The sequence below is a fragment of the Pseudomonas resinovorans NBRC 106553 genome, assembly GCF_000412695.1.
Lineage (GTDB): Bacteria > Pseudomonadota > Gammaproteobacteria > Pseudomonadales > Pseudomonadaceae > Metapseudomonas > Metapseudomonas resinovorans_A.
In genome coordinates, this window is sequence record NC_021499.1 from 6,002,867 (window position 1) to 6,023,005 (window position 20,139).

Consider the following 20,139-nt stretch of genomic DNA (forward strand, 5'->3'; position numbering starts at 1 on the left):
TTACTCAGGGATTCGCAGTACCTGCCCCGGATAGATCTTGTCCGGATGCGAAAGCATCGGCTTGTTCGCCTCGAAGATCTTCATGTAGGCATTGGCATTGCCGTACTCGGCCTTGGCGATGGCACTCAGGGTGTCGCCCTTCTTCACCGTGACGAAACGGGCCGGTGTCACGGCCGGGGCGGTGACGCTGATCTGGTCTTCGACCTGGGCCACACCCTCGACGTTGCCCAGGGCCAGGAGGATCTTCTCCTTCTCTTCCTGGGTCGCCACCTCGCCACGGGCGATCACCTTGTCACCTTCGACCGTCAGCTCGATGGCCGGGTTGCCCAGGCCCACCTTGGCCACGTGCTCCTTCAGCGACTCGGCGGCCTGGGCTTCCTGGCCCACCAGTGTTTCCCACAGCTTCACACCTGCTTCTTTGACAAAGTCGAAGATGCCCATGTCAGATCCTCTCGGTCCATTGGGATGGCGCAGCGCGCCTGGGAGGTGCAAGTCTAGATGCCCCTCCCGGAGCCACCTGATCGCGGCGACGACAGGCTAGAATTCGCGGGCACCCCAAGGAGCCGGCATGGACATCAAGCAACTGAAGTTCCTCATCGCACTGGAGGAAACCCGCCACTTCGGCCAGGCCGCCGCGCGCTGCCACGTCACCCAGCCGACGCTGTCCATGCGCCTGCGCAGCCTGGAAGAAGAACTGGGGCTGGAACTGGTGGTCCGCAGCCAGCGCTTCGAGGGCTTCACCGACGCCGGCCTGCGCGTGCTGGCCTGGGCGCGCACCCTGCTGGCCGCCCACGACGGCCTCTACGCCGAGGCGGCGGCCTGCCGCGGCCATCTGGTGGGCACCTTGCGCCTGGGCATGGTGCCCCTGGCGGGCTTCGACCCCATGCGCCTGGTGGAGGCCTTCTCGGTGCCGCATCCGAGCCTGCGCTTCCAGCTGTTCTCCCTGAGTTCGGAACAGATTCTCGAAGGCCTGGCGCGCAACCAGCTGGACCTCGGCCTCTCCTACCTCGACCGCCTGGATCGCGAGCACTTCGAAAGCCTGGAGCTGGCGCAGACCCGCATGGGCCTGTTGCACGACCGCCGGCATTTCAACTTCGACACCCCGGCTCTGTCCTGGGAAAGCCTGGTGGACCTGCCCCTGGGGCTGCTTTCCGCCGGCATGCACTTCCGCCAGTCCATCGACCACGGCTTCCGCAGTCGCGGCCTGTCGCCCCAGGCGCGCCTGGAGACCGACGCCGTGCACCAACTGCTGCAAGCCGTGAGCGCCGGCCTGTGCTGCGCGATCATGCCGCTGGAAAGCGGCCTGGACGACTTCACCGAACACTTGGCGCTGACGCCCATCGAGGACGCCCGCACCCTGGCCCCACTGGGCCTGATCCTGCGCCGTGGCGCGCCACGCTCGGCGCTGGCGGATGCCTGTTTTTCCGAAGCGCGGACCCTGCTGGGGCTTGAAACGGCCCAGTGATAGACGCGCTCGATCACCGTATCGGGATTAGCGATTAGACGCTCCCGCCTGGCGCGCCTAGGATGGCTGAGTCAATCCGTCACAGGGGGCACTCTCCATGCCGAACCCAGACGCCAAGCGCCATCCCACCGCTGTGGATAACCCCCCCGAACCCACCGGCTATCAATATGCCGAGCTGGACGGCAACGCGCGCGTGGAAGACGCCGCCCTGGCCGAAGAATGCGCCCTGGCGATTTCCTACAACGGTATCGGCTATGCCGTCATGATGGTTTCCCCCAGCGCCCTCGAGGACTTCGTCGCCGGCTTCAGCCTGAGCAACGCCGTGGTGCAATCCATCGACGATATCTATGACATCCAGGTCGAAGGCGAGGGCATCGCCCTGCACGCGGAAGTGGACATCGGCAACCGCGCCTTCTGGTCACTCAAGGAACAGCGCCGCAACCTCGCCGGCACCACCGGCTGCGGACTCTGCGGCGTGGAAGCGCTGGAGCAGGCGCTGCCCGAACTGCGTTCCCTGGCCCCGGCGCCCCTGCCGCCGGCCGAACATTTCCTCGACCTGCGCGAACGTATCAACGCCGCCCAGGAGCTGGCCCGCCGCAGTGGCGCCCTGCACGCCGCGCTGTTCGTCGACGCCACGGGCGAGCTGCGCCTGTGCCGCGAAGACATCGGCCGCCACAACGCCCTCGACAAACTGATCGGCGCCCTGCTGCGAGAGGGCCTGGACCCACGCGCCGGTTTCGCCGTGGTCACCAGCCGCTGCAGCCTGGAACTTATCCACAAGGCGGTGCGCGCCGGCCTGTCGACCCTGGTCAGCCTTTCCGCCCCCACCACCCTGACGGTGGAATGGGCGCGCCGGCACCACCTCAACCTCATTCACCTGCCCCACCACAGTGCCCCGCGGGTCTACAGCCCGGCGCCGCACCCAGAAGTCCCGAGCCAATGAGCCTGCAACCCGTAGATCCCCGCTACAAACCCTACAAAGGCGCCGCGGCCGGCTGGGGCGCGCTGAAAAGCGTCACCCGCTTCTGGCTGGACAGCAAACAACCGTTCAAGAACCTGCGCGCCCTGCTCAAGACCAACCAGAACGGCGGCTTCGACTGCCCCGGCTGCGCCTGGGGCGACTCCCCCGAGGACGGCCGCATCAAGTTCTGCGAAAACGGCGCCAAGGCGGTCAACTGGGAAGCCACCAAGCGCCGGGTGGATGCCGCCTTCTTCGCCCGCTACAGCGTCAGCCAGCTGCGCGAACAGAGCGACTACTGGCTCGAGTACCAGGGCCGGCTGACCCAGCCCATGCGCTACGACCGCCAGACCGACCACTACGTGCCCGTCAGCTGGGAGAAGGCCTTCGCCCTGGTGGCGCGCCACCTGAACCAGCTGGAAAGCCCGCACCAGGCCGAGTTCTACACCTCCGGCCGCGCCAGCAACGAGGCGGCCTACCTCTACCAGCTGTTCGTCCGCGCCTTCGGCACCAACAACTTCCCCGACTGCTCGAACATGTGCCACGAGGCCAGCGGCGTGGCCCTGGGCCAGAGCCTGGGAGTGGGCAAGGGCAGCGTGACCTTCCACGACTTCGAGCACGCCGACGCCATCTTCGTGCTCGGCCAGAACCCCGGCACCAACCACCCGCGCATGCTCGAACCCCTGCGTGAAGCGGTAAAGCGCGGCGCCCAGGTGGTCTGCTTCAACCCGCTCAAGGAGCGCGGCCTGGAACGCTTCCAGCACCCGCAGCACGCCCTGGAAATGCTCAGCAACGGCTCGCGGCCGCTGAACACCGCGTTCTTCCGCCCGGCCCTGGGCGGCGACATGGCGGCCATCCGTGGTATCGCCAAGTTCCTCCTGCAATGGGAACGCGAGGCCCTGGCCAATGGCGAGGCGCCAGTGTTCGACCACGCCTTCATCGCCGAACACAGCGAAGGCGTCGACGCCTACCTGGCCGAAGTGGACGCCACGCCCTGGGCGCAGATCGAGCAGCAATCGGGCCTGGGCCTGGACGAGATCGAGATCGCCGCGCGCATCTACCGCGACGCCGGCAACGTGATCATCTGCTGGGCCATGGGCATCACCCAGCACCGCCATTCGGTGCCGACCATCCAGGAAATCGTCAACCTGCAGCTCCTGCGCGGCAACGTCGGTCGCCCCGGTGCCGGCCTCTGCCCGGTGCGCGGCCACAGCAACGTGCAGGGCGACCGCACCATGGGCATCAACGATCGCCCGCCGGCGGCGCTGCTGGATGCCCTGGAGAAGCGCTTCGGCTTCAAGGTACCGCGGGAGAACGGCCACAACACGGTGGAGGCCATCAACGCCATGCTGGGCGGCGCGGCCAAGGTCTTTATCGGCCTGGGCGGCAACTTCGCCCAGGCCACCCCGGACAGCCCCCGCACCCACGCCGCCCTGCAGAACTGCGAGCTGACGGTGCAGATCAGCACCAAGCTCAACCGCAGCCACCTCACCGTCGGCCAGGAGGCGCTGATCCTGCCGTGCCTGGGCCGGACCGACATCGACTACCAGGCCAACGGCCCGCAAGCGGTAACGGTGGAAGACTCCTTCAGCATGATCCACGCCTCCTTCGGCCAGCTGGAGCCGTCTTCCCGCGAGATGCGCTCGGAGCCGGCCATCATCGCCGGCATCGCCAAGGCCACCCTGGGCGGCCACCCGGTGGACTGGGACGCGCTGATCGCCGACTACGACCGCATCCGCGAGCTGATCGCCGACACCATTCCCGGCTTCGACGACTTCAACCGCCGCGTGCAGCACCCGGGGGGGTTCTACCTGGGCAACAGCGCCAATGCCCGGCAATGGAGCACCGCCAACGGTCGCGCCAACTTCAAGGCCAACCCGCTGCCCGAGGACCTGCTCCATGAGAAGGTCCGCCGCACCGGCCAGACGCCTCACCTGATCCTCCAGACCCTGCGCTCCCACGACCAGTACAACACCACCATCTACGGCCTGGACGACCGCTACCGTGGCGTACGCGGCCAGCGCGACGTGGTCTTCGCCAATGAGACGGACATCCGCCGCCTGGGCTTCGAGCCCGGGCAGAAAGTAGACCTGGTGACCCTCTGGGACGATGGCGTGGAACGTCGGGTCTCGGGCTTCAACCTGCTGGCCTTTGACATCCCCGCCGGCCAGGCCGCCGCCTATTACCCCGAGACCAACCCCCTGGTGCCCCTGGAAAGCTACGGCGACGGCAGCTACACCCCCACCTCCAAGTTCGTGGCCATCCGCCTCGAAGCCGCCCGCGACAACGGTCGCATCCTTTGAGATGCACTCCCGCCCGGCCGCGTGCGTTGCACCGGCCAGGCGGAATACCAACTGAACAAGCAAACTTCGAGTTGAACAAAGTCAATTGTTCGACGAAGTTGTATTCGCCAGAAATAATTTGAAATACGGAATGAACGACTATATAAAGTCGCAACGGAACTTTGTTGTTTATTGGCAGTTTGCCAGTATGGCAAAAGGCTTGAAAGGCAGGGAAACAGCGGGCGGGATTAGGACTCAGACACGCCAAATCAGAAAAAGTTCTGCTGCCAAATCAAACAATTAAAAAAATAGCGAAAGTTGCTGCTTTTCGTCGTCCGACACTTGCGTAAGTAATTTCCCACAGTAAATATCGCCTCACCAAAACCACTGAGGCGACCCTCACCATGAAGTACACCTCGATCCTTCTCCTGTCCCTTGGCCTCGCCAGCGGCAGCGCCTTCGCGGGCGGCAATACCGAAGCCGGTATTGGCGGCGCGCTGGGCGGGGTCCTGGGGTCCGTTGTCGGCAACGCAGTCGGCGGCAGTACCGGTGCAGCCATTGGCGCCGGCGTGGGTGGTGCAGCCGGCGGCGCGGTAGCGGCCCCGAAACGCAACCGTACCGAAGCCGCCATCGGCGGTGGCCTGGGCGCCGCGGGCGGCCAGGTTGTCGGCCGGCAGATGGGCGGCACCACCGGTGGCCTGATCGGCGCGGCCCTCGGCGGCGGCGCGGGTGGCGCGCTGGGCAACGAGTTCGGCGACCGCAACCGCTACGACGATGACGACTACGATGGCGACCGCCGCTATTACCGCGAGGGCCGCCACAAGCACCGTCACGGCCATGGCTGGGGCCATCGCAAGCACAAACACCGTCACTGGGACGATTGAGCACCCCCTCCCCGAAAAAGCCCGCGTAATGCGGGCTTTTTCCAGCACGGCGAGACCTGGTCGAGCGACGACCGGCCCCCTGCACACTCCATAATTCCACCTGCGTCATGGTCACCCCGGCCCCCGCCGGACCATGGACATCCCCTTCGATACGGAGATTCAGCAACATGCGCAAAGCAGTAACCGCCCTCGCCTTCAGCCTCCTGGCGACCCAGGCCGCCGTAGCCGGCGAGACCCTCAACAACGCCATCGGCGGCGGCCTCGGCGGCACCCTGGGCAACGTCGTCGGCAATGCCGTCGGTGGTAGCACCGGCGCGGCCATCGGCGCTGGCCTGGGTGGTGCGGCGGGCGGTGCCATGACCGCCAAGAGCGGCAAGAAGACCGAAGCCGCCATTGGCGGTGGCCTTGGCGCCGCGGGCGGCTCGGTAGCCGGTCGCGCCCTGGGCGGCTCCACCGGTTCGGCCATTGGCGCAGGCCTGGGCGGCGCCGCTGGCGGCGCCATCGCCACCGAGCTGACCAAGGATGACCACGACGGTCACCGCAAGCACCGCAAGCATCGCCACTGATCCGGCGAGCATGAAAAAGCCCGGCAGATGCCGGGCTTTTTCGTTTCGAGCAAGATCGATCCCCCTACCGAGCCGTCATGCAATGAGGTCGACGCCGGCGAAGGTCGTCACGCCGACCAGCCCGATCTCGAACTCGGCTGCGGCATCGGCATCGGTGCTGCCGAACAGAATGCCGTTGGCGAAGCGCAGCTGCCCCGTCGCATTGGCACTGAAGGCATTCCCGCCGATGAAGGTGAATGCGTCATTGGCAACGGTGGCGACGTTGGCATCCAGGGTCGACAGATCGATCTTGTCGCCTTGGGCCCGCTGGAAGTCCCGCACCACATCGCGCAGGGCACCCACTCCCATCTCGCCAAGGGCATTGAAGTCGAATCGATCCAGCCCCGCGCCGCCGAACAGATGGTCCGCGCCGGCGCCACCGATCAGCACGTCGTTGCCGAGACCACCGTCCAGGAGGTTGGTGGCGGCGTTACCGGTAAGGATGTCGTTGAAGTTGCTGCCCACCAGGTTCTCGAAGGCCAGCAGCGTGTCGCTGCCCGAGCCCCCGGTTGCCTGGGCGGTCGTCACGGCCAGGCTGGCGTTCACCGCCGCGGTCGCATAGAGGTAGGACGCGGTGTCGACGCCGGCCCCACCATTGAGCACGTTGTTGCCCGCACCCGCGAACAGGGTGTTGGCGAGGGCATTGCCGGTGCCATTCGCCGCGCCGGTCGCCGTCAGGCGCAAACCCTCCACGTTGGCGCCCAGGGTGTAGGCCGCCAGTGAGCTGAGCACCACGTCGCCGCCACCGGTCGCCGCCACCGCATTGGTCTCGCTGACGACATCGCCCACTGCGTTGACGAAGTAGGTATCGGAACCATCGCCGCCGATCATCACGTCATTGCCCAGACCTCCGTCGAGGACGTTGCCTGCGGCATTGCCGGTCAGCCGGTCATTGAAGTTGCTGCCCACCAGGTTCTCGAAGTTCAACAGCGTGTCGCTGCCCGAGCCCCCGGTGGCCTGGGCGGTCGTCAGGGCCAGGCTGGCGGTCACCGCGGCCGTCGCGGAGACGTAGGCGACAGTGTCGACGCCGGCCCCGCCATTCAACACGTTGTTGCCCGCCCCCGCGTACAGGGTGTTGTCGAGGGCGTTGCCGGTGCCATTGGCCGCACCAGCCGACTGCAGGCGCAAGATCTCCACGTTGGCACCCAGGGTGTAGGCCGCCAGGGAGCTGTACACCGTGTCGCTGCCGCCGGTCGCCGCCGCGTTGGTTTCGCTGACCACATCGCCCACCGCGTTGACGAAGTAGTTATCGGAACCATCCCCGCCGATCATCACGTCATTGCCGAGAGCGCCGTCGAGGACATTGCTCCCGGCGTTGCCGGTCAGCCTGTCATTGAAGTTGCTGCCCACCAGGTTCTCGAAATTCAGCAGCGTGTCGCTGCCCGAGCCCCCGGTGGCCTGGGCGGTCGTCAGGGCCAGGCTGGCGGTCACCGCGGCCGTCGCGGAGACGTAGGCGACGGTGTCGACGCCGGCCCCGCCATTCAACACGTTGTTGCCCGCCCCCGCGTACAGGGTGTTGTCGAGGGCGTTGCCGGTGCCATTGGCCGCACCAGCCGACTGCAGGCGCAAGATCTCCACGTTGGCACCCAGGGTGTAGGCCGCCAGGGAGCTGTACACCGTGTCGCTGCCGCCGGTCGCCGCCGCGTTGGTTTCGCTGACCACATCGCCCACCGCGTTGACGAAGTAGTTATCGGAACCATCCCCGCCGATCATCACGTCATTGCCGAGAGCGCCGTCGAGGACATTGCTCCCGGCGTTGCCGGTCAGCCTGTCATTGAAGTTGCTGCCCACCAGGTTCTCGAAATTCAGCAGCGTGTCACTGCCCGAGCCCCCGGTTGCCTGCGCGGTCGTCAGGGCCAGGCTGGCGGTTATCGCCGCTGTCGCGGAGACGTAGACGACAGTGTCGACGCCGGCCCCACCATTCAACACGTTGTTGCCAGCAGCCGCGTACAGGGTGTTGTCGAGGGTGTTGCCGGTGCCATTGGCCGCACCAGTCGACTGCAGGCGCAGATTCTCCACGTTGGCGCCCAGGGTATAGGCCGCTAGCGAGCTGTAAACCGTGTCGCTGCCACCAGTCGCCGCCGCGTTGGTCTCGCTGACCACATCGCCCACCGCGTTGACGAAGTAGTTATCGGAGCCATCCCCGCCGATCAGCACGTCATTACCGATACCGCCATCGAGGACATTGGCCCCGGCGTTGCCGGTCAGCCTGTCGTTGAAGTTGCTGCCCACCAGGTTCTCGAAGGCCAGCAGCGTGTCACTGCCCGAGCCCCCGGTTGCCTGGGCGGTCGTCAGGGCCAGGCTGACGGTCACCGCCGCAGCAGCAGCGGCGTAGGAGGCGGTGTCGACGCCAGCCCCACCGTTCAGCACGTTGTTGCCCGCCCCCGCGAACAGGGTATTGGCGAGCGCATTGCCGGTGCCGTTGGCTGCACCGGTTGCGAGCAGGCGCAGGTTCTCCACGTTGGCGCCCAAGGTATAGGCCGTCAGGGCGCTGTAGACCGTGTCGCTGCCGCCAGTCGCCGCCGCATTGGTCTCGCTGACCACATCGCCCGCAGCGTTGACGAAGTAGGTATCGGAACCGTCGCCACCGATCAGCACGTCATTGCCCAGACCTCCGTCGAGGACATTGCCCCCCGCGTTGCCGGTCAGTCGGTCGTTGAAGTTGCTCCCCGTCAGGTTCTCGAAGGCCAGCAGCGTGTCACTGCCCGAGCCCCCGGTCGCCTGGGCCGTCGTCAATGCCAGGCTGGCGGTCACCGCCGCCGTCGCCTGGAGGTAGGAGGCGGTGTCTTCGCCGGTCCCGCCATTCAGCACGTTGTTGCCCGCGCCGGCGAACAGGGTGTTGGCAAGGGCGTTGCCGGTGCCATTGGCCGCGCCAGTTGCCAGCAGGCGCAAATTCTCCACGTTGGCGCCCAAGGTATAGGCCGCCAGCGAGCTGTACACCGTGTCGCTGCCGCCAGTCGCCGCCGCGTTGGTCTCACTGACCACATCGCCCGCTGCATCGACGAAGTAGGCATCGGAACCGTCGCCACCGATCAGCACGTCATTGCCCAGACCACCGTCGAGGACATTGCTGCTGGCGTTGCCGGTCAGCCTGTCGTTGAAATTGCTGCCTGCCAGGCTCTCGACGTTCAGCAGTGTGTCGCTGCCCGAGCCCCCGGTTGCCTGGGCGGTGGTCACCGCCAGGCTGGCGGTCACCGCCGCCGTTGCATAGAGGTAGGACGCGGTGTCGACGCCGGCCCCACCATTCAACACGTTGTTGCCAGCCCCGGCGAACAGGGTGTTGGCGAGGCCGTTGCCGGTGCCATTGGCCGCACCGGTCGCCTGCAGGCGCAGGTTCTCCACGTTGGCAGTCAAGGTGTAGGTCGCCAGGGAGCTGTACACCACGTCGCTGCCGCCAGTCGCCGCCGCGTTGGTCTCGCTGACCACATCGCCCACGGCGTTGACGAAGTAGACATCGGAACCGTCGCCACCGATCAGCACATCGTTGCCGAGGCCGCCGTCGAGGGCATTCGATCCGGCATTGCCGGTCAGGGTGTCGTTGAAGTTGCTGCCCACCAGGTTCTCGAAGGCCAGCAGTGTGTCACTGCCCGAGCCCCCGGTTGCCTGGGCGGTCGTCACCGCCAGGCTGGCGGTAACCGCCGCCGTCGCATAGAGGTAGGAAGCGGTGTCGATGCCGGCCCCACCATCGAGCACGTTGTTGCCCGCACCCGCGAACAGGGTGTTGTCGAGGGCGTTGCCGGTGCCGTTGGCCGCACCAGACGCCTGAATGCGCAAACTCTCCACGTTGGCGCCCAGGGTGTAGGCCGCCAGGGAGCTGTACACGATGTCGTTGCCGCCGGTGGCCACCAGCGCATTGGTCTCGCTGACCACATCGCCCGCCGCATTGACGAAGTAGGCATCGGAACCGTCGCCACCGATCAGCACATCGTTGCCGAGACCGCCGTCGAGGGCGTTCGATCCGGCATTGCCGGTCAGGGTGTCGTTGAAGTTGCTGCCCACCAGGTTCTCGAAGTTCAGCAGCGTGTCGCTGCCCGAGCCCCCGGTCGCCTGGGCCGTCGTCACCGCCAGGCTGGCGGTCACCGCCGCCGTCGCATAGAGGTAGGAGGCGGTGTCGACACCGGTACCGCCATCCAGGACGTTGTTGCCCGCCCCGGCGAACAAGGTGTTGGCAAGGGCGTTGCCGGTGCCGTTGGCCGCGCCAGTCGCCAGCAGGCGCAGGTTCTCCACGTTGGCCCCCAGGGTATAGGCACCCAGGAAGCTGTAGACGCTGTCAGTGCCGCCAGTCGCCGCCAGCGCATTGGTTTCGCTGACGATATCGAACAGGCTGTTGACGAGGTAGATATCGGAGCCATCCCCCCCGAGCATGCGATCAGCGCCGAGCCCGCCATCGAGCACATCGTCGCCCAACCCACCATCGAGGTGATCGTTCATCGCCGCGCCGGTCAGTTGGTCGTTCCCCGCGAACCCTTCGATGATCGCGGCACCCACGCCCGTCCATGTCAGGACATTCGCCAGCGCGTCTCCGGTCATGCCCGTCAGGCGGTTGCCATTGGCATCGAAACGCTGGGAATGGACATCGGCGACCAGGCCGGTGGCGTCGTAGGTATCCCAGGTGATCACGTAGCTGCCGTCGACCAGCAGAGTGACGTGCGGGAAATCCTGGATATTGGCGGTGGTGGTATTGATCCTGACTTCCAGGCCGACCTTGGCCCCACTGGAGTTGAAGCGCTGGGCGAAGATCCCGTCCGCATCGCCGCCGCCACTCCCACACCAGAGCAGCAGGTAACCGCCGTCGAACAGCGCGGTGATCTCAGGTTCGCCCTGGGAGCCAACGATGGTGGTGTTGACCCGCACCTGCGCGCCCACCGGGGTACCCGCGGCATTGAAAAGCTGGACGAAGGTGTCCGTGGTGCCGTCCGTGCTGTCCTGGATGGTCTCCCAGGTGACGACATAGCCACCATTGGCCAGTGGCGCTATGGCGGGTTCGTCCTGACTGTCGAGCACGTCGGTGTTGATGCGGGTTTCCGCGCCCGCCTTCGCGCCGCTGGCGTTGAAGCGCTGCGCGAAGATGCCGTAGGTGTCACCGCTTCCAGCCCCTTCCCACACCACCAGGTAGCCACCATCGGCAAGACCCGAGATGGTGGGGTAGTCCTGGGGACCGGCAGTGGTCGTGTTGACCACGACCTCAGCGCCGACCTTCACGCCATTGGCATCGTAGCGCTGCAGGCAGCTGGTGCCGAGACTGCCGTCCTGGCCATCCGATGCCCAGGCAACCACGAAGCCGCCGTCGGTCAATCCAGTGATTTCGGGGTTGTACTGCCAGTTCGACGTCGTGGTGTTGACCCGGGTCTCGACCCCCAGCTTGGCGCCGCTGGCGTCATAGCGCTGCATGAAGATTTCAGCGTCGACGCCGCCGGCGGCCTCGGTGATCCAGGTCACCACATAGCCGCCGTTGAGCAGGGCCACTATGGAGGGGTTGTTCTGCACGCCGGTCACGACGGTATTGACGCGGGTCTCCAGGCCTATCGCGACACCCTTGGCGTCATAGCGCTGGGTGAAGATTCCGTCGGTGTCGCCAGCCCCCGCCCCCTTCCACACCACCACATAGCCGCCGTCGGTGAGCGCCACGACATCCGCTTCGTTCTGGTTGCCCGTGGTGGTGGTGTTTACGACGGTTTCCCCATAAACAAAGGTGGCCATGGCTAGCTCCATCTGCGGATTGACGAAATGGACCGGGCGGGGTCCAGAGCATCTGGAGACTAGATGGCAGGCATCACTTTGCTAGCACGGGGGGCGGGTTACATGGACGAGCGGGCCAGAACGCTGATGCGTTGCATTCAGCGCACACGGCGCCCCTCCTCGAAAGGATTGGCGCCGGTAAAACGTCAGCCGATCTGCTGGCTGCGCGCCTCGTCCACCTCGCCGCTGGCCATGCAGGCGGCCGCGGTGAAAAGCACGTCGGTGGAGGAGTTCAGCGCGGTCTCGGCTGCGTCCTGGAGGATGCCGATGATGAAGCCCACGGCCACCACCTGCATCGCCACTTCGCTGGGAATGCCGAACAGGCTGCAGGCCAGCGGGATCAGCAGCAGCGAACCACCGGCCACGCCGGAGGCGCCGCAGGCGCAGATCGAGGCCACCACGCTGAGGAGGATGGCGGTGGGGATGTCGACGGCGATGCCCAGGGTATTCACCGCCGCCAGGGTCAGCACGGTGATGGTGATCGCCGCGCCGGCCATGTTGATGGTGGCGCCCAGGGGAATCGACACCGAGTAGGTGTCCTCGTGCAGGCCGAGTTTTTCGGCGAGCTGCAGGTTGACCGGGATGTTGGCCGCCGAGCTGCGGGTGAAGAAGGCGGTGATGCCGCTCTCGCGCAGGCACAGCAGCACCAGCGGGTACGGGTTGCGGCGGATCTTCCAGAACACGATCAGCGGGTTGACCACCAGGGCCACGAACAGCATGCAACCCAGCAGTACCACCAGCAATTGGGCGTAGTCGGCCAGCACGCCGACGCCGTTTTCCGCCAGGGTCGAGGTCACCAGGCCGAAGATGCCCAGCGGGGCGAAGCTGATCACCACGCGAACGATCAGCGACACGCCATGGGACAGGTCGGCGAACACGTTGCGGGTGGTTTCGCTGCCCTGGCGAATGGCGATGCCCAGGCCCACGGCCCAGACCAGGATACCGATGAAGTTGGCCTCCATCAGTGCGGTCACCGGGTTGGTCACGGCGCTGGACAGCAGGCTGAGCAGCACTTCGGAGATGTTGCCGGGCGGTGCCAGGTCGGCGGCGCCGGTGGCCAGGGTGAGCGTGGACGGGAACAGGCTGGAGGCCAGCACGGCCACCACTGCGGCGGAGAAGGTGCCGATCAGGTAGAGCAGCAGGATCGGACGGATATGGGTGCGTTCGCCCGGTTTGTGGTTGGCGATGGCCGCCGTCACCAGGATGAACACCAGCACCGGCGCCACGGCTTTCAGGGCCGTCACGAAGAGCTTGCCGAGCAGGCCGACGGCGCTGGCGGACTCGGGAGAGACCAGGGCGAGGACGATGCCGGCGAGCAGGCCGATGATGATCCGGGTCACCAGGCTGGTGCGTTTCAAGCGTTGCAGGATGGAGCCGTTTGCATGGGTCATGGCGTGTACCGCTGAACGTCGGGCCGCACACGCCGGCCCGGAATGGACATTGAACGCCGAAGTCGCCCCGCCTTCACTGCCACAGATCAAGCGGAAAAAGAAAAGGCCGCGCCGCGTGGTGTGTCACCGCGCAGCGGTCGGGGCGTTTCGAGTTTGGCGCGCATTGTGCGGATTCACGCCAGCGATGGGTAGAGCGGACGGACGGTCGGGCCAGTGGATGTCGCAAATCTGTCCATTTGCGAGCGGATGGCCTGTGGGGGCGAACTCATTCGCCCCCACAGGAAAGTCAACCGGCCACCACCAGCTCCGCCAGCGCGGCGCGCAGGGCCTCGGGAATCGGCACCGGGCGATTGCTCTCGCGGTCGACGAAGACGTGGACGAAGCGCCCGGCGGCGCAGGCCTCGTCCTCGCCCTGCTTGAAGATCGCCAATTCGTACTGCACCGAGCTGTTGCCCAGCTTGCCCACCCGCAGTCCCACTTCGATACGGTCGGGGAAGGCGATGGAGGCGAAATAGTCGCAGGAAGAGCTCACCACGAAGCCCACCACGCCGCCCTCGTGGATATCCAGGCCGCCGCGTTCGATCAGGTAGGCATTCACCGCACTGTCGAAGTAGCCGTAATAGACCACGTTGTTCACATGGCCGTAGATGTCGTTGTCGTGCCAGCGGGTGGTGATGGGCTGGAAGTGGCGGTAGTCGCTGCGCAGGTGCTCGGGTTGGCTCATGGGATTCCTTGCCTGGGTCGGGGTCGTCAGTAGGCGGCCTGGTAGATGGCCAGGGCCTGGTCCCGGCTGACGTCGCGAGGATTATTCACCAGCAGGCGTTGCTGCAACATGGCGTCGTCGGCCAGGCGCGGCAACATCGCCTCGGGCACCCCGGCATCGCGCAGGCGGGTGGGCAGGCCGCTGCGCTGGCTGAAGGCAGCCAGCTCGGCGATCAGTTGTTCGCTGAGGCTGGCCGCGCTGCCAGCCTTGAGCCGAGCCCCCAGCACCAGCGGTGCCAGCTCCGCGTAGAGCGGCGCCGCCACCTCGGCGTTGAACGCCAGCACCTGGGGCAACACCAGGGCGTTGGACAGGCCGTGGGGGATGTGGAAGTGGCCACCCAGGGGGTAGGCCAGAGCGTGCACCGCCGCCACCGGGGCGTTGGCGAAAGCCTGACCGGCCAGGCAGGCGCCCAGCAGCATGGCCTGGCGCGCGTCGCGGTCGTGGCCGTTCTGCACCACGGCGTCGAGGTTGCCGGCCAGCAGACGCAGGGCCTCGCGGGCCAGCAGGTCGGACAGCGGATTCTTCTTCAGTCGACTGGTATAGGCCTCGATGGCATGGACCATGGCGTCGATGCCGGTGGCGGCGGTGACGGCCGCCGGCAGGCCGAGGGTGAGGTCGGCGTCCAGCAGCGCCAGGTCCGGCAGCAGCACGGGCGAGACCACGCCCATCTTGGTGGTTTCACCGGTGGTGACGATGGCGATGGGCGTCACCTCGGAACCGGTACCGGCGGTGGTCGGCACCTGCAGAAGAGGCAGGCGGCGGCCACGGGCGTTGCCCACGCCAAAGATATCCACAAGCCCCTGGTGGCAGTCGGGGTGCGCCAGCAACGCCACCAGCTTGGCCACGTCCATGGAGCTGCCGCCGCCGAAGCCCACCACCAGTTCGGCGCCCAGGGTCTTCGCCAGCTGCACCGCTTCCAGCACCACGGACTCGGGTGGATCGGCCTGGACCTGGTCATAGACCGCCACCGTGAGACCGGTGGCGGCGAAGCCGGCAAGGACGTCATCCAGCAAGCCGAGCCGGGTGATGCCCGGATCGGTGACCAGCAACACGCGCCGGGCGCCACGCTCATGGCAAAGCTCGGCCAGACGCAAGGCCGAGCCGGATTCGCAGAGGATCTGCGCGGTGGTGGCAAAGCTGAAGGGCTGCATCAAAGCGTCCTCCGTTGTTGTCGTGGCGATCCGGCGTACCGGGTCAGAAGGCGAAATGCGCCTCGGGCAAGGCCATCAGGCAGTCCGCGCCGCCCAGCAGGGCTTCGCGGTGGCCGCTGGCCCTGGGCAGTATCCGGCGCAGGTAAAAGCGCGCGCTGTGCAGTTTGGCCTGGTGGAAATCCACCTCCTCGCTGCCCGCCTCCAGGGCGTCCTGCGACCGCGCGGCCGCCTGCAGCCACAAGCCCGCCAATAGGACATAGGCCGAGTACTGCAGGAAGTCCACCGAGGCCGCACCGATTTCCTCGGGGTTGTCCCGTACCCGGTCCAGCAGGGTGGCGGTCAGCGTGCGCCATTCCTGCAGCCGCGCCAGCACCGCGCCGGCCAGCTCGGCCAGTTCGGCGCGCCCCGCCTGGGCGTCGGCCAGGGCGGCGAACTCGTCCTGTAGCGCGGCCAACTCGGCGCCGCCATCGCCCATCAGCTTGCGGCGGATCAGGTCCAGCGCCTGGATGCCGTTGGTGCCTTCGTAGATCTGGGTGATGCGGCTGTCGCGCATCAGTTGCTCCATGCCCCATTCGCGGATGTAGCCGTGGCCACCGAAGACCTGCACCCCGAGGCTGGCGACTTCCTGGCCCATGTCGGTGAGGAAGGCTTTGACCAGCGGGATCAGCAGCGCCGCGCGGCGGCCAGCGGCCTTGCGCTGGGCTGCGTCCGGGTGGCCGTGCTCCAGGTCGAGCTGGCGCGCGCAGTACACCGCCAGCATGCGGCTACCCTCCACCAGGGTCTTCTGGGTCAGCAACATGCGCCGCACATCCGCGTGATGGATGATCGGGTCGGCCACCTTGTCCGGTGCCGCCGGGCCGCTCAGGGCACGGGATTGCAGACGTTCGCGGGCATAGGCCAGGGCGCCCTGGAAGGCCGCCTCGCCGATCCCAAGGCCCTGCAGGCCGACCTGGAAACGTGCGTCGTTCATCATGGTGAACATGCAGGCCAGGCCCTGGTTGGCTTCGCCTATCAGCCAGCCGCTGGCGCCGTCGAAGTTCATCACGCAGGTGGCCGCACCCTTGATCCCCATCTTGTGCTCGACGGCGCCGCAGGACAGGGCGTTTTTCGCACCCGGTGTGCCATCGGCATTGGCGATGAACTTGGGCACCAGCAACAGGCTGATGCCCTTGACCCCGGCCGGGGCGTACGGCAGGCGGGCCAGCACCAGGTGGACGATGTTCTCGGAGAGGTCCTGCTCGCCGCCGCTGATGAAGATCTTGCTGCCGCTGACCCGGTAGCTGCCGTCGGCCTGGGGCTCGGCGCGGGTGCGCAGCAGCGCCAGGTCGGTACCGGCCTGGGGTTCGGTGAGGCACATGGTGCCGGCCCATTGGCCGCTCACCAGCTTGTCCAGGTAGGCCTGCTTGAGCGCTTCGCTGCCGTGCTTGTGCAGCGCCAGCACGGCACCTTCGGTCAGCCCGGAATAGACGCGGAAGGACAGGTTGGCGCCCATCAGCATCTCGTGGAAGCTACACGCGACCATCTGCGGGAAGCCCTGGCCGCCGTACTCCAGGGGCCCGGTCATGCTCGCCCAGCCGTTGTCGCAGTACTGCCGGTAGGCCTCGCGGAAGCCCTGGGGCGTGGTCACGGCGCCATCGAGCAGGGTCACGCCCTGTTCATCGCCCTGGCGGTTGAGCGGTGCGACCACCTCGCCGGCGTAGCGCGCGCCCTCTTCCAGCACGCCGTCGACCAGCTCGCGGTCCAGGCCGTTGCCGAGCAGCTCGCAGTGGGTGGAGACATCGAAGAGTTCATGCAGGACGAAGCGCATGTCGCGCAGGGGTGCCTGGTAAGCCATCTCAGGCCTCCTGTTGGAAATGGGCGAAGCGTTGGCCGGAGTCGGCCAGACGGTGGATCAGCGCCGCCGGACGCCAGTGGCTGCCGAAGAGCTCGGCCAGCGCATCCAGGCGCGCGCGGATGGCCGGGAGCCCTTGGCCGTCGGCCCAGGCCATGGGCCCGCCCTGGTCGACGGGGAAGCCATAGCCATTGAGGTAGACGGTGTCGATATCGGCACTGGAGGCGGCGATGCCTTCTTCGAGGATCTTCGCGCCTTCGTTGACCAGGGCCAGCAGGCAGCGCTCGAGGATTTCCTCGGGGCCGACGTCGCGGCGGCGGAAGCCGAGCTGCTCGGAAACCTCCTGCACCAGGGCGTCCACTTCCGGATCGAGCTCGGCCTGGCGGCTACCTTCGGCGTAGCGGTAATAGCCCATGCGTGCCTTCTGGCCGAAGCGACCGAGCCTACAGAGGCGGTTGTCCACCTGTACCGCGGGATCGTCCTGGCCTTTGCCGGCCAGCTCGCGGGCGCGCCATTCCAGGTCGATGCCGACTACGTCGTACATGCGGAACGGCCCCATGGCGAAACCGAAGCCTTGCAGGGCGGCGTCCACCTGATGCGGGAAGGCGCCTTCGAGCAGCATCATCCGCGCCTCGCGCACGTAGGTATGGAGCATGCGGTTTCCGATGAATCCCTTGCAGTTGCCCGCCACCACGCTGACCTTGCCCATGCGCCCGCCCAGTTCCAGGGCGGCATCCAGCACGGCCGGAGCGGTTTTCGCGCCGCGCACTATCTCCAGCAGTTTCATGATGTGCGCCGGGCTGAAGAAGTGCAGCCCGAGCACCTGTTCGGGGCGGCCGGTGACGGCGGCAATGGCGTCGATATCCAGTGCCGAGGTGTTGCTGGCGAGGATGGCGGAGGGTTTCAGGCGCGAATCCAGCTCGCGGAAGATCGACTGCTTGAGTTCGAGGTTCTCGTATACCGCTTCGATCACCAGGTCGACCTCGGCCAGCTCGTCGTAGCCGCCCACCGCCTCGATGCGCGCCACCCGCGCGGCGGCCTCGGCCTCGTCGATGCGACCCTGGCGCACGTTATGGGCGTAGGTGTCGGCGACCGCCGCCCTGGCCTGCTCCAGCATCTGAGGGTTGTTGTCCAGCCAGCGCACTTCGAGGCCGGCGCTGGCCAGGCTCATGACGATGCCGCGGCCCATGGTGCCGGCGCCGATCACGGCGGCCCGCTGGATGTTGAAAGCGCTCTGGGTCATGCAATGCCTTCTTGTTGTTCTGGACGAAATCGCCAATCACCTTAAGGAAGCCGGTACTATTTTTGAAATTTAGTCTTGTGATAGATGGCATTCTTCCGGTGAATATCTCCAACTTCGACCTCAACCTCCTGCGGGTACTGGATGCCCTGCTGCGCGAGCGCAACGTGTCCCGCGCGGCCGAGCGCCTGTCCCTCAGCCAGCCGGCTGTGAGCAATGCGCTGAACCGCCTGCGCGAGCTGCTCGGCGACCCCCTGCTGGTGCGCGTGGGCCGGGCCATGCAGCCGACCCCTCGGGCCCTGGCGCTGGAAGCGCCGATCCGCGCGGCGCTCCGGCAGATCGAGCAGAGCCTGGTGATGGGTGAAGGCTTCGACCCGGCGCGCAGCCGCCAGCGCTTCACCATTGCGCTGACCGACTACGTCGAGCTGATCTGCATGCCGCAACTGCTGCAGCAACTGGCCGAAGAGGCGCCAGGGGTGAAGATAGCCATCCGCCACCTGTCCCCCAGCCTGCCCGCAGCGGCACTGGACCAGGGCGAACTGGACCTGGTGCTGGGGCGTTTCGAGAGCATTCCCAAGCGCTTTTCCAGCCGCCGCTGGATGAGCGAGAGCCTGCGCCTGGTGGCGCGCCGCGACCACCCGCACGTGCAGGAGGCGCCGGACCTGTCCGGATTCCTCAGGCTGCGGCACCTCTGGGTGCACGGCGGCCAGACCAAGGGCATGGTCGATCAGTGGCTGGGGGAACAGGGGCTGGCGCGGGACATCGTCTACACCACGCCGAACTACCTGCAGGCGGCGCACATAGTCGCCGGCACCGACCTCACGGTGGTGCTGCCGGCGCGGCTGGCGCAGCACTTCGCCCGCCTGCTGCCGTTGCAGGTGCAGTCCCTGCCCTTCGCCCTCGGGCCCTTCCACCTGGATCTGGTGAGCGTGGCCCAGCGCGAGGACGACGAGGCACTGCAATGGCTGGTGGAACGGCTGATGGTGATTGGGAGGAGCTGAAGGGGGGCCTGGGTGGACCACGCTTCATCGGTCCACCATCGAGGTCCGGTTTGGCACCGCTGGTGGATGGAAGAGCGCCATCCACCCTACGGAGCTTCCCGGTTAGTCCGTAGGATGGGTAGAGCGAAGCGAAACCCATCACCGCCGAGCGATGGGTTTCGCAGGCTCTACCCATCCTACAAAGCGTGCGTCACGGAATCAGAACTGGTCGCGGATCACCGCTTCGTCGAAGGCCAGCTTGCCGATGCGCGGCTTGGCCTCCACGGCTTGCTTGCCCACGGCGACCATCAGGCCGATGGCGTGGTTTTCCGGCAGGCGGATCAGGTCGGCCACGGCGTCGAAGTCGAAGCCATCCATGGGGCAGCTGTCCAGGCCTTTGCCACGGGCGGCGAGCATCAGGGTCTGGGCTACCAGGCCGCAGCTGCGCATCACTTCGTCGCGCTGCACACGGGGCTTGTCACGGTAGTAGTTGTCGATGGCGCCGGCCATGAAGTCCTGCACCGGTTGCGGGGCTTCGGCCCAGACGCGGGCGGAATCCTTCTCCCAGGCGTCGAGGCGGGCGCAGACCACCACCAGCATGGCGGCCTCGGTCACCTGGGCCTGGTTCCAGGCCACCTCACGCAGGCGCTGACGCAGGGCCGGGTCGCTGACTTCCACCAGGCGCACGTGCTGCAGGTTGAAGGCGGTGGGCGCCAGCAGGGCCAGTTGCAGCAGTTCGTCCTTCTCTTCGCGGCTCATGCGGTGGGCGGTGTCGTAGCCCTTGATGGCGCGGCGGCTGCGGATGGCTTCATCGATATGCATGTCTGGCTCCTGGAAAAGGGGAGGGAAA

General features: G+C 66.7%; 14 protein-coding genes. 6 read left to right on the plus strand and 8 right to left on the minus strand.

Features of this window, described 5'->3' with window-relative positions; all coding sequences use genetic code 11:
- Positions 1 to 441, minus strand: a complete 441-nt coding sequence (gene lysM / locus PCA10_RS26920; protein WP_016495253.1) for a peptidoglycan-binding protein LysM — start codon at positions 439 to 441, stop codon at positions 1 to 3.
- Positions 442 to 568: 127 nt separating this feature from the next.
- Here lysM and PCA10_RS26925 point away from each other — a divergent pair, with 127 nt between their 5' ends.
- The 5 genes from PCA10_RS26925 (at position 569) to PCA10_RS26945 (ending at position 6,155) form a co-directional block, all read left to right on the plus strand.
- The gene (locus PCA10_RS26925) at positions 569 to 1,465 is read left to right on the plus strand and encodes a LysR family transcriptional regulator (RefSeq protein ID WP_016495254.1); all 897 of its coding nucleotides are present in this window, start codon (positions 569 to 571) and stop codon (positions 1,463 to 1,465) included.
- A gap of 97 nt (positions 1,466 to 1,562) precedes the next feature.
- Positions 1,563 to 2,408, plus strand: a complete 846-nt coding sequence (gene fdhD / locus PCA10_RS26930) for a formate dehydrogenase accessory sulfurtransferase FdhD (protein WP_016495255.1) — start codon at positions 1,563 to 1,565, stop codon at positions 2,406 to 2,408.
- Positions 2,405 to 4,726 (plus strand): FdhF/YdeP family oxidoreductase, encoded by a 2,322-nt coding sequence (locus tag PCA10_RS26935; protein ID WP_016495256.1) that lies wholly within the window; start codon positions 2,405 to 2,407, stop codon positions 4,724 to 4,726. Before fdhD ends, PCA10_RS26935 begins: the two co-directional genes overlap by 4 nt.
- Before the next feature lie 383 nt (positions 4,727 to 5,109).
- Positions 5,110 to 5,589, plus strand: a complete 480-nt coding sequence (locus PCA10_RS26940; protein ID WP_016495257.1) for a hypothetical protein — start codon at positions 5,110 to 5,112, stop codon at positions 5,587 to 5,589.
- Between the two features lie 167 nt (positions 5,590 to 5,756).
- Positions 5,757 to 6,155 (plus strand): glycine zipper domain-containing protein, encoded by a 399-nt coding sequence (locus PCA10_RS26945; RefSeq protein WP_016495258.1) that lies wholly within the window; start codon positions 5,757 to 5,759, stop codon positions 6,153 to 6,155.
- Positions 6,156 to 6,230: 75 nt separating this feature from the next.
- Here PCA10_RS26945 and PCA10_RS29300 read toward each other — a convergent pair whose 3' ends face one another.
- From PCA10_RS29300 to PCA10_RS26975, 6 genes are all read right to left on the minus strand, one after another.
- Positions 6,231 to 11,894: a beta strand repeat-containing protein gene (locus tag PCA10_RS29300; protein WP_016495259.1), complete on the minus strand. Its 5,664-nt coding sequence runs from the start codon at positions 11,892 to 11,894 to the stop codon at positions 6,231 to 6,233.
- Positions 11,895 to 12,079: 185 nt separating this feature from the next.
- The gene (gene sstT / locus PCA10_RS26955) at positions 12,080 to 13,324 is read right to left on the minus strand and encodes a serine/threonine transporter SstT (protein WP_016495260.1); all 1,245 of its coding nucleotides are present in this window, start codon (positions 13,322 to 13,324) and stop codon (positions 12,080 to 12,082) included.
- 286 nt (positions 13,325 to 13,610) lie between these two features.
- Positions 13,611 to 14,048, minus strand: a complete 438-nt coding sequence (locus tag PCA10_RS26960; RefSeq protein ID WP_016495261.1) for an acyl-CoA thioesterase — start codon at positions 14,046 to 14,048, stop codon at positions 13,611 to 13,613.
- A 26-nt stretch (positions 14,049 to 14,074) separates the two neighbouring features.
- Entirely contained in the window at positions 14,075 to 15,238 is a 1,164-nt protein-coding gene (locus PCA10_RS26965; RefSeq protein ID WP_016495262.1) for an iron-containing alcohol dehydrogenase, read from the minus strand.
- 43 nt (positions 15,239 to 15,281) lie between these two features.
- Positions 15,282 to 17,072 (minus strand): acyl-CoA dehydrogenase C-terminal domain-containing protein, encoded by a 1,791-nt coding sequence (locus PCA10_RS26970; protein ID WP_016495263.1) that lies wholly within the window; start codon positions 17,070 to 17,072, stop codon positions 15,282 to 15,284.
- A gap of 1 nt (position 17,073) precedes the next feature.
- Positions 17,074 to 18,312 (minus strand): 3-hydroxyacyl-CoA dehydrogenase, encoded by a 1,239-nt coding sequence (locus PCA10_RS26975; protein WP_016495264.1) that lies wholly within the window; start codon positions 18,310 to 18,312, stop codon positions 17,074 to 17,076.
- Positions 18,313 to 18,410: 98 nt separating this feature from the next.
- Between PCA10_RS26975 and PCA10_RS26980 the strand changes: the two genes are divergently transcribed.
- Positions 18,411 to 19,310 (plus strand): LysR family transcriptional regulator, encoded by a 900-nt coding sequence (locus tag PCA10_RS26980; RefSeq protein WP_041771006.1) that lies wholly within the window; start codon positions 18,411 to 18,413, stop codon positions 19,308 to 19,310.
- Positions 19,311 to 19,508: 198 nt separating this feature from the next.
- Here PCA10_RS26980 and PCA10_RS26985 read toward each other — a convergent pair whose 3' ends face one another.
- Entirely contained in the window at positions 19,509 to 20,111 is a 603-nt protein-coding gene (locus PCA10_RS26985; protein WP_016495266.1) for a nitroreductase family protein, read from the minus strand.
- Between the last annotated feature and the right edge of the window lie 28 nt (positions 20,112 to 20,139).

Excerpts from the sequence above, each read along its gene's own strand:
- PCA10_RS26935 (WP_016495256.1), top strand. The coding sequence starts at position 2,405 with ATGAGCCTGCAACCCGTAGATCCCCGCTACAAACCCTACAAAGGCGCC.
- lysM (WP_016495253.1), bottom strand. The coding sequence starts at position 441 with ATGGGCATCTTCGACTTTGTCAAAGAAGCAGGTGTGAAGCTGTGGGAA.
- sstT (WP_016495260.1), bottom strand. The coding sequence starts at position 13,324 with ATGACCCATGCAAACGGCTCCATCCTGCAACGCTTGAAACGCACCAGC.
- PCA10_RS26945 (WP_016495258.1), top strand. The coding sequence starts at position 5,757 with ATGCGCAAAGCAGTAACCGCCCTCGCCTTCAGCCTCCTGGCGACCCAG.
- PCA10_RS26970 (WP_016495263.1), bottom strand. The coding sequence starts at position 17,072 with ATGGCTTACCAGGCACCCCTGCGCGACATGCGCTTCGTCCTGCATGAA.
- PCA10_RS26925 (WP_016495254.1), top strand. The coding sequence starts at position 569 with ATGGACATCAAGCAACTGAAGTTCCTCATCGCACTGGAGGAAACCCGC.
- PCA10_RS26965 (WP_016495262.1), bottom strand. The coding sequence starts at position 15,238 with ATGCAGCCCTTCAGCTTTGCCACCACCGCGCAGATCCTCTGCGAATCC.
- PCA10_RS26975 (WP_016495264.1), bottom strand. The coding sequence starts at position 18,312 with ATGACCCAGAGCGCTTTCAACATCCAGCGGGCCGCCGTGATCGGCGCC.
- PCA10_RS26960 (WP_016495261.1), bottom strand. The coding sequence starts at position 14,048 with ATGAGCCAACCCGAGCACCTGCGCAGCGACTACCGCCACTTCCAGCCC.
- fdhD (WP_016495255.1), top strand. The coding sequence starts at position 1,563 with ATGCCGAACCCAGACGCCAAGCGCCATCCCACCGCTGTGGATAACCCC.
- PCA10_RS26985 (WP_016495266.1), bottom strand. The coding sequence starts at position 20,111 with ATGCATATCGATGAAGCCATCCGCAGCCGCCGCGCCATCAAGGGCTAC.
- PCA10_RS29300 (WP_016495259.1), bottom strand. The coding sequence starts at position 11,894 with ATGGCCACCTTTGTTTATGGGGAAACCGTCGTAAACACCACCACCACG.
- PCA10_RS26940 (WP_016495257.1), top strand. The coding sequence starts at position 5,110 with ATGAAGTACACCTCGATCCTTCTCCTGTCCCTTGGCCTCGCCAGCGGC.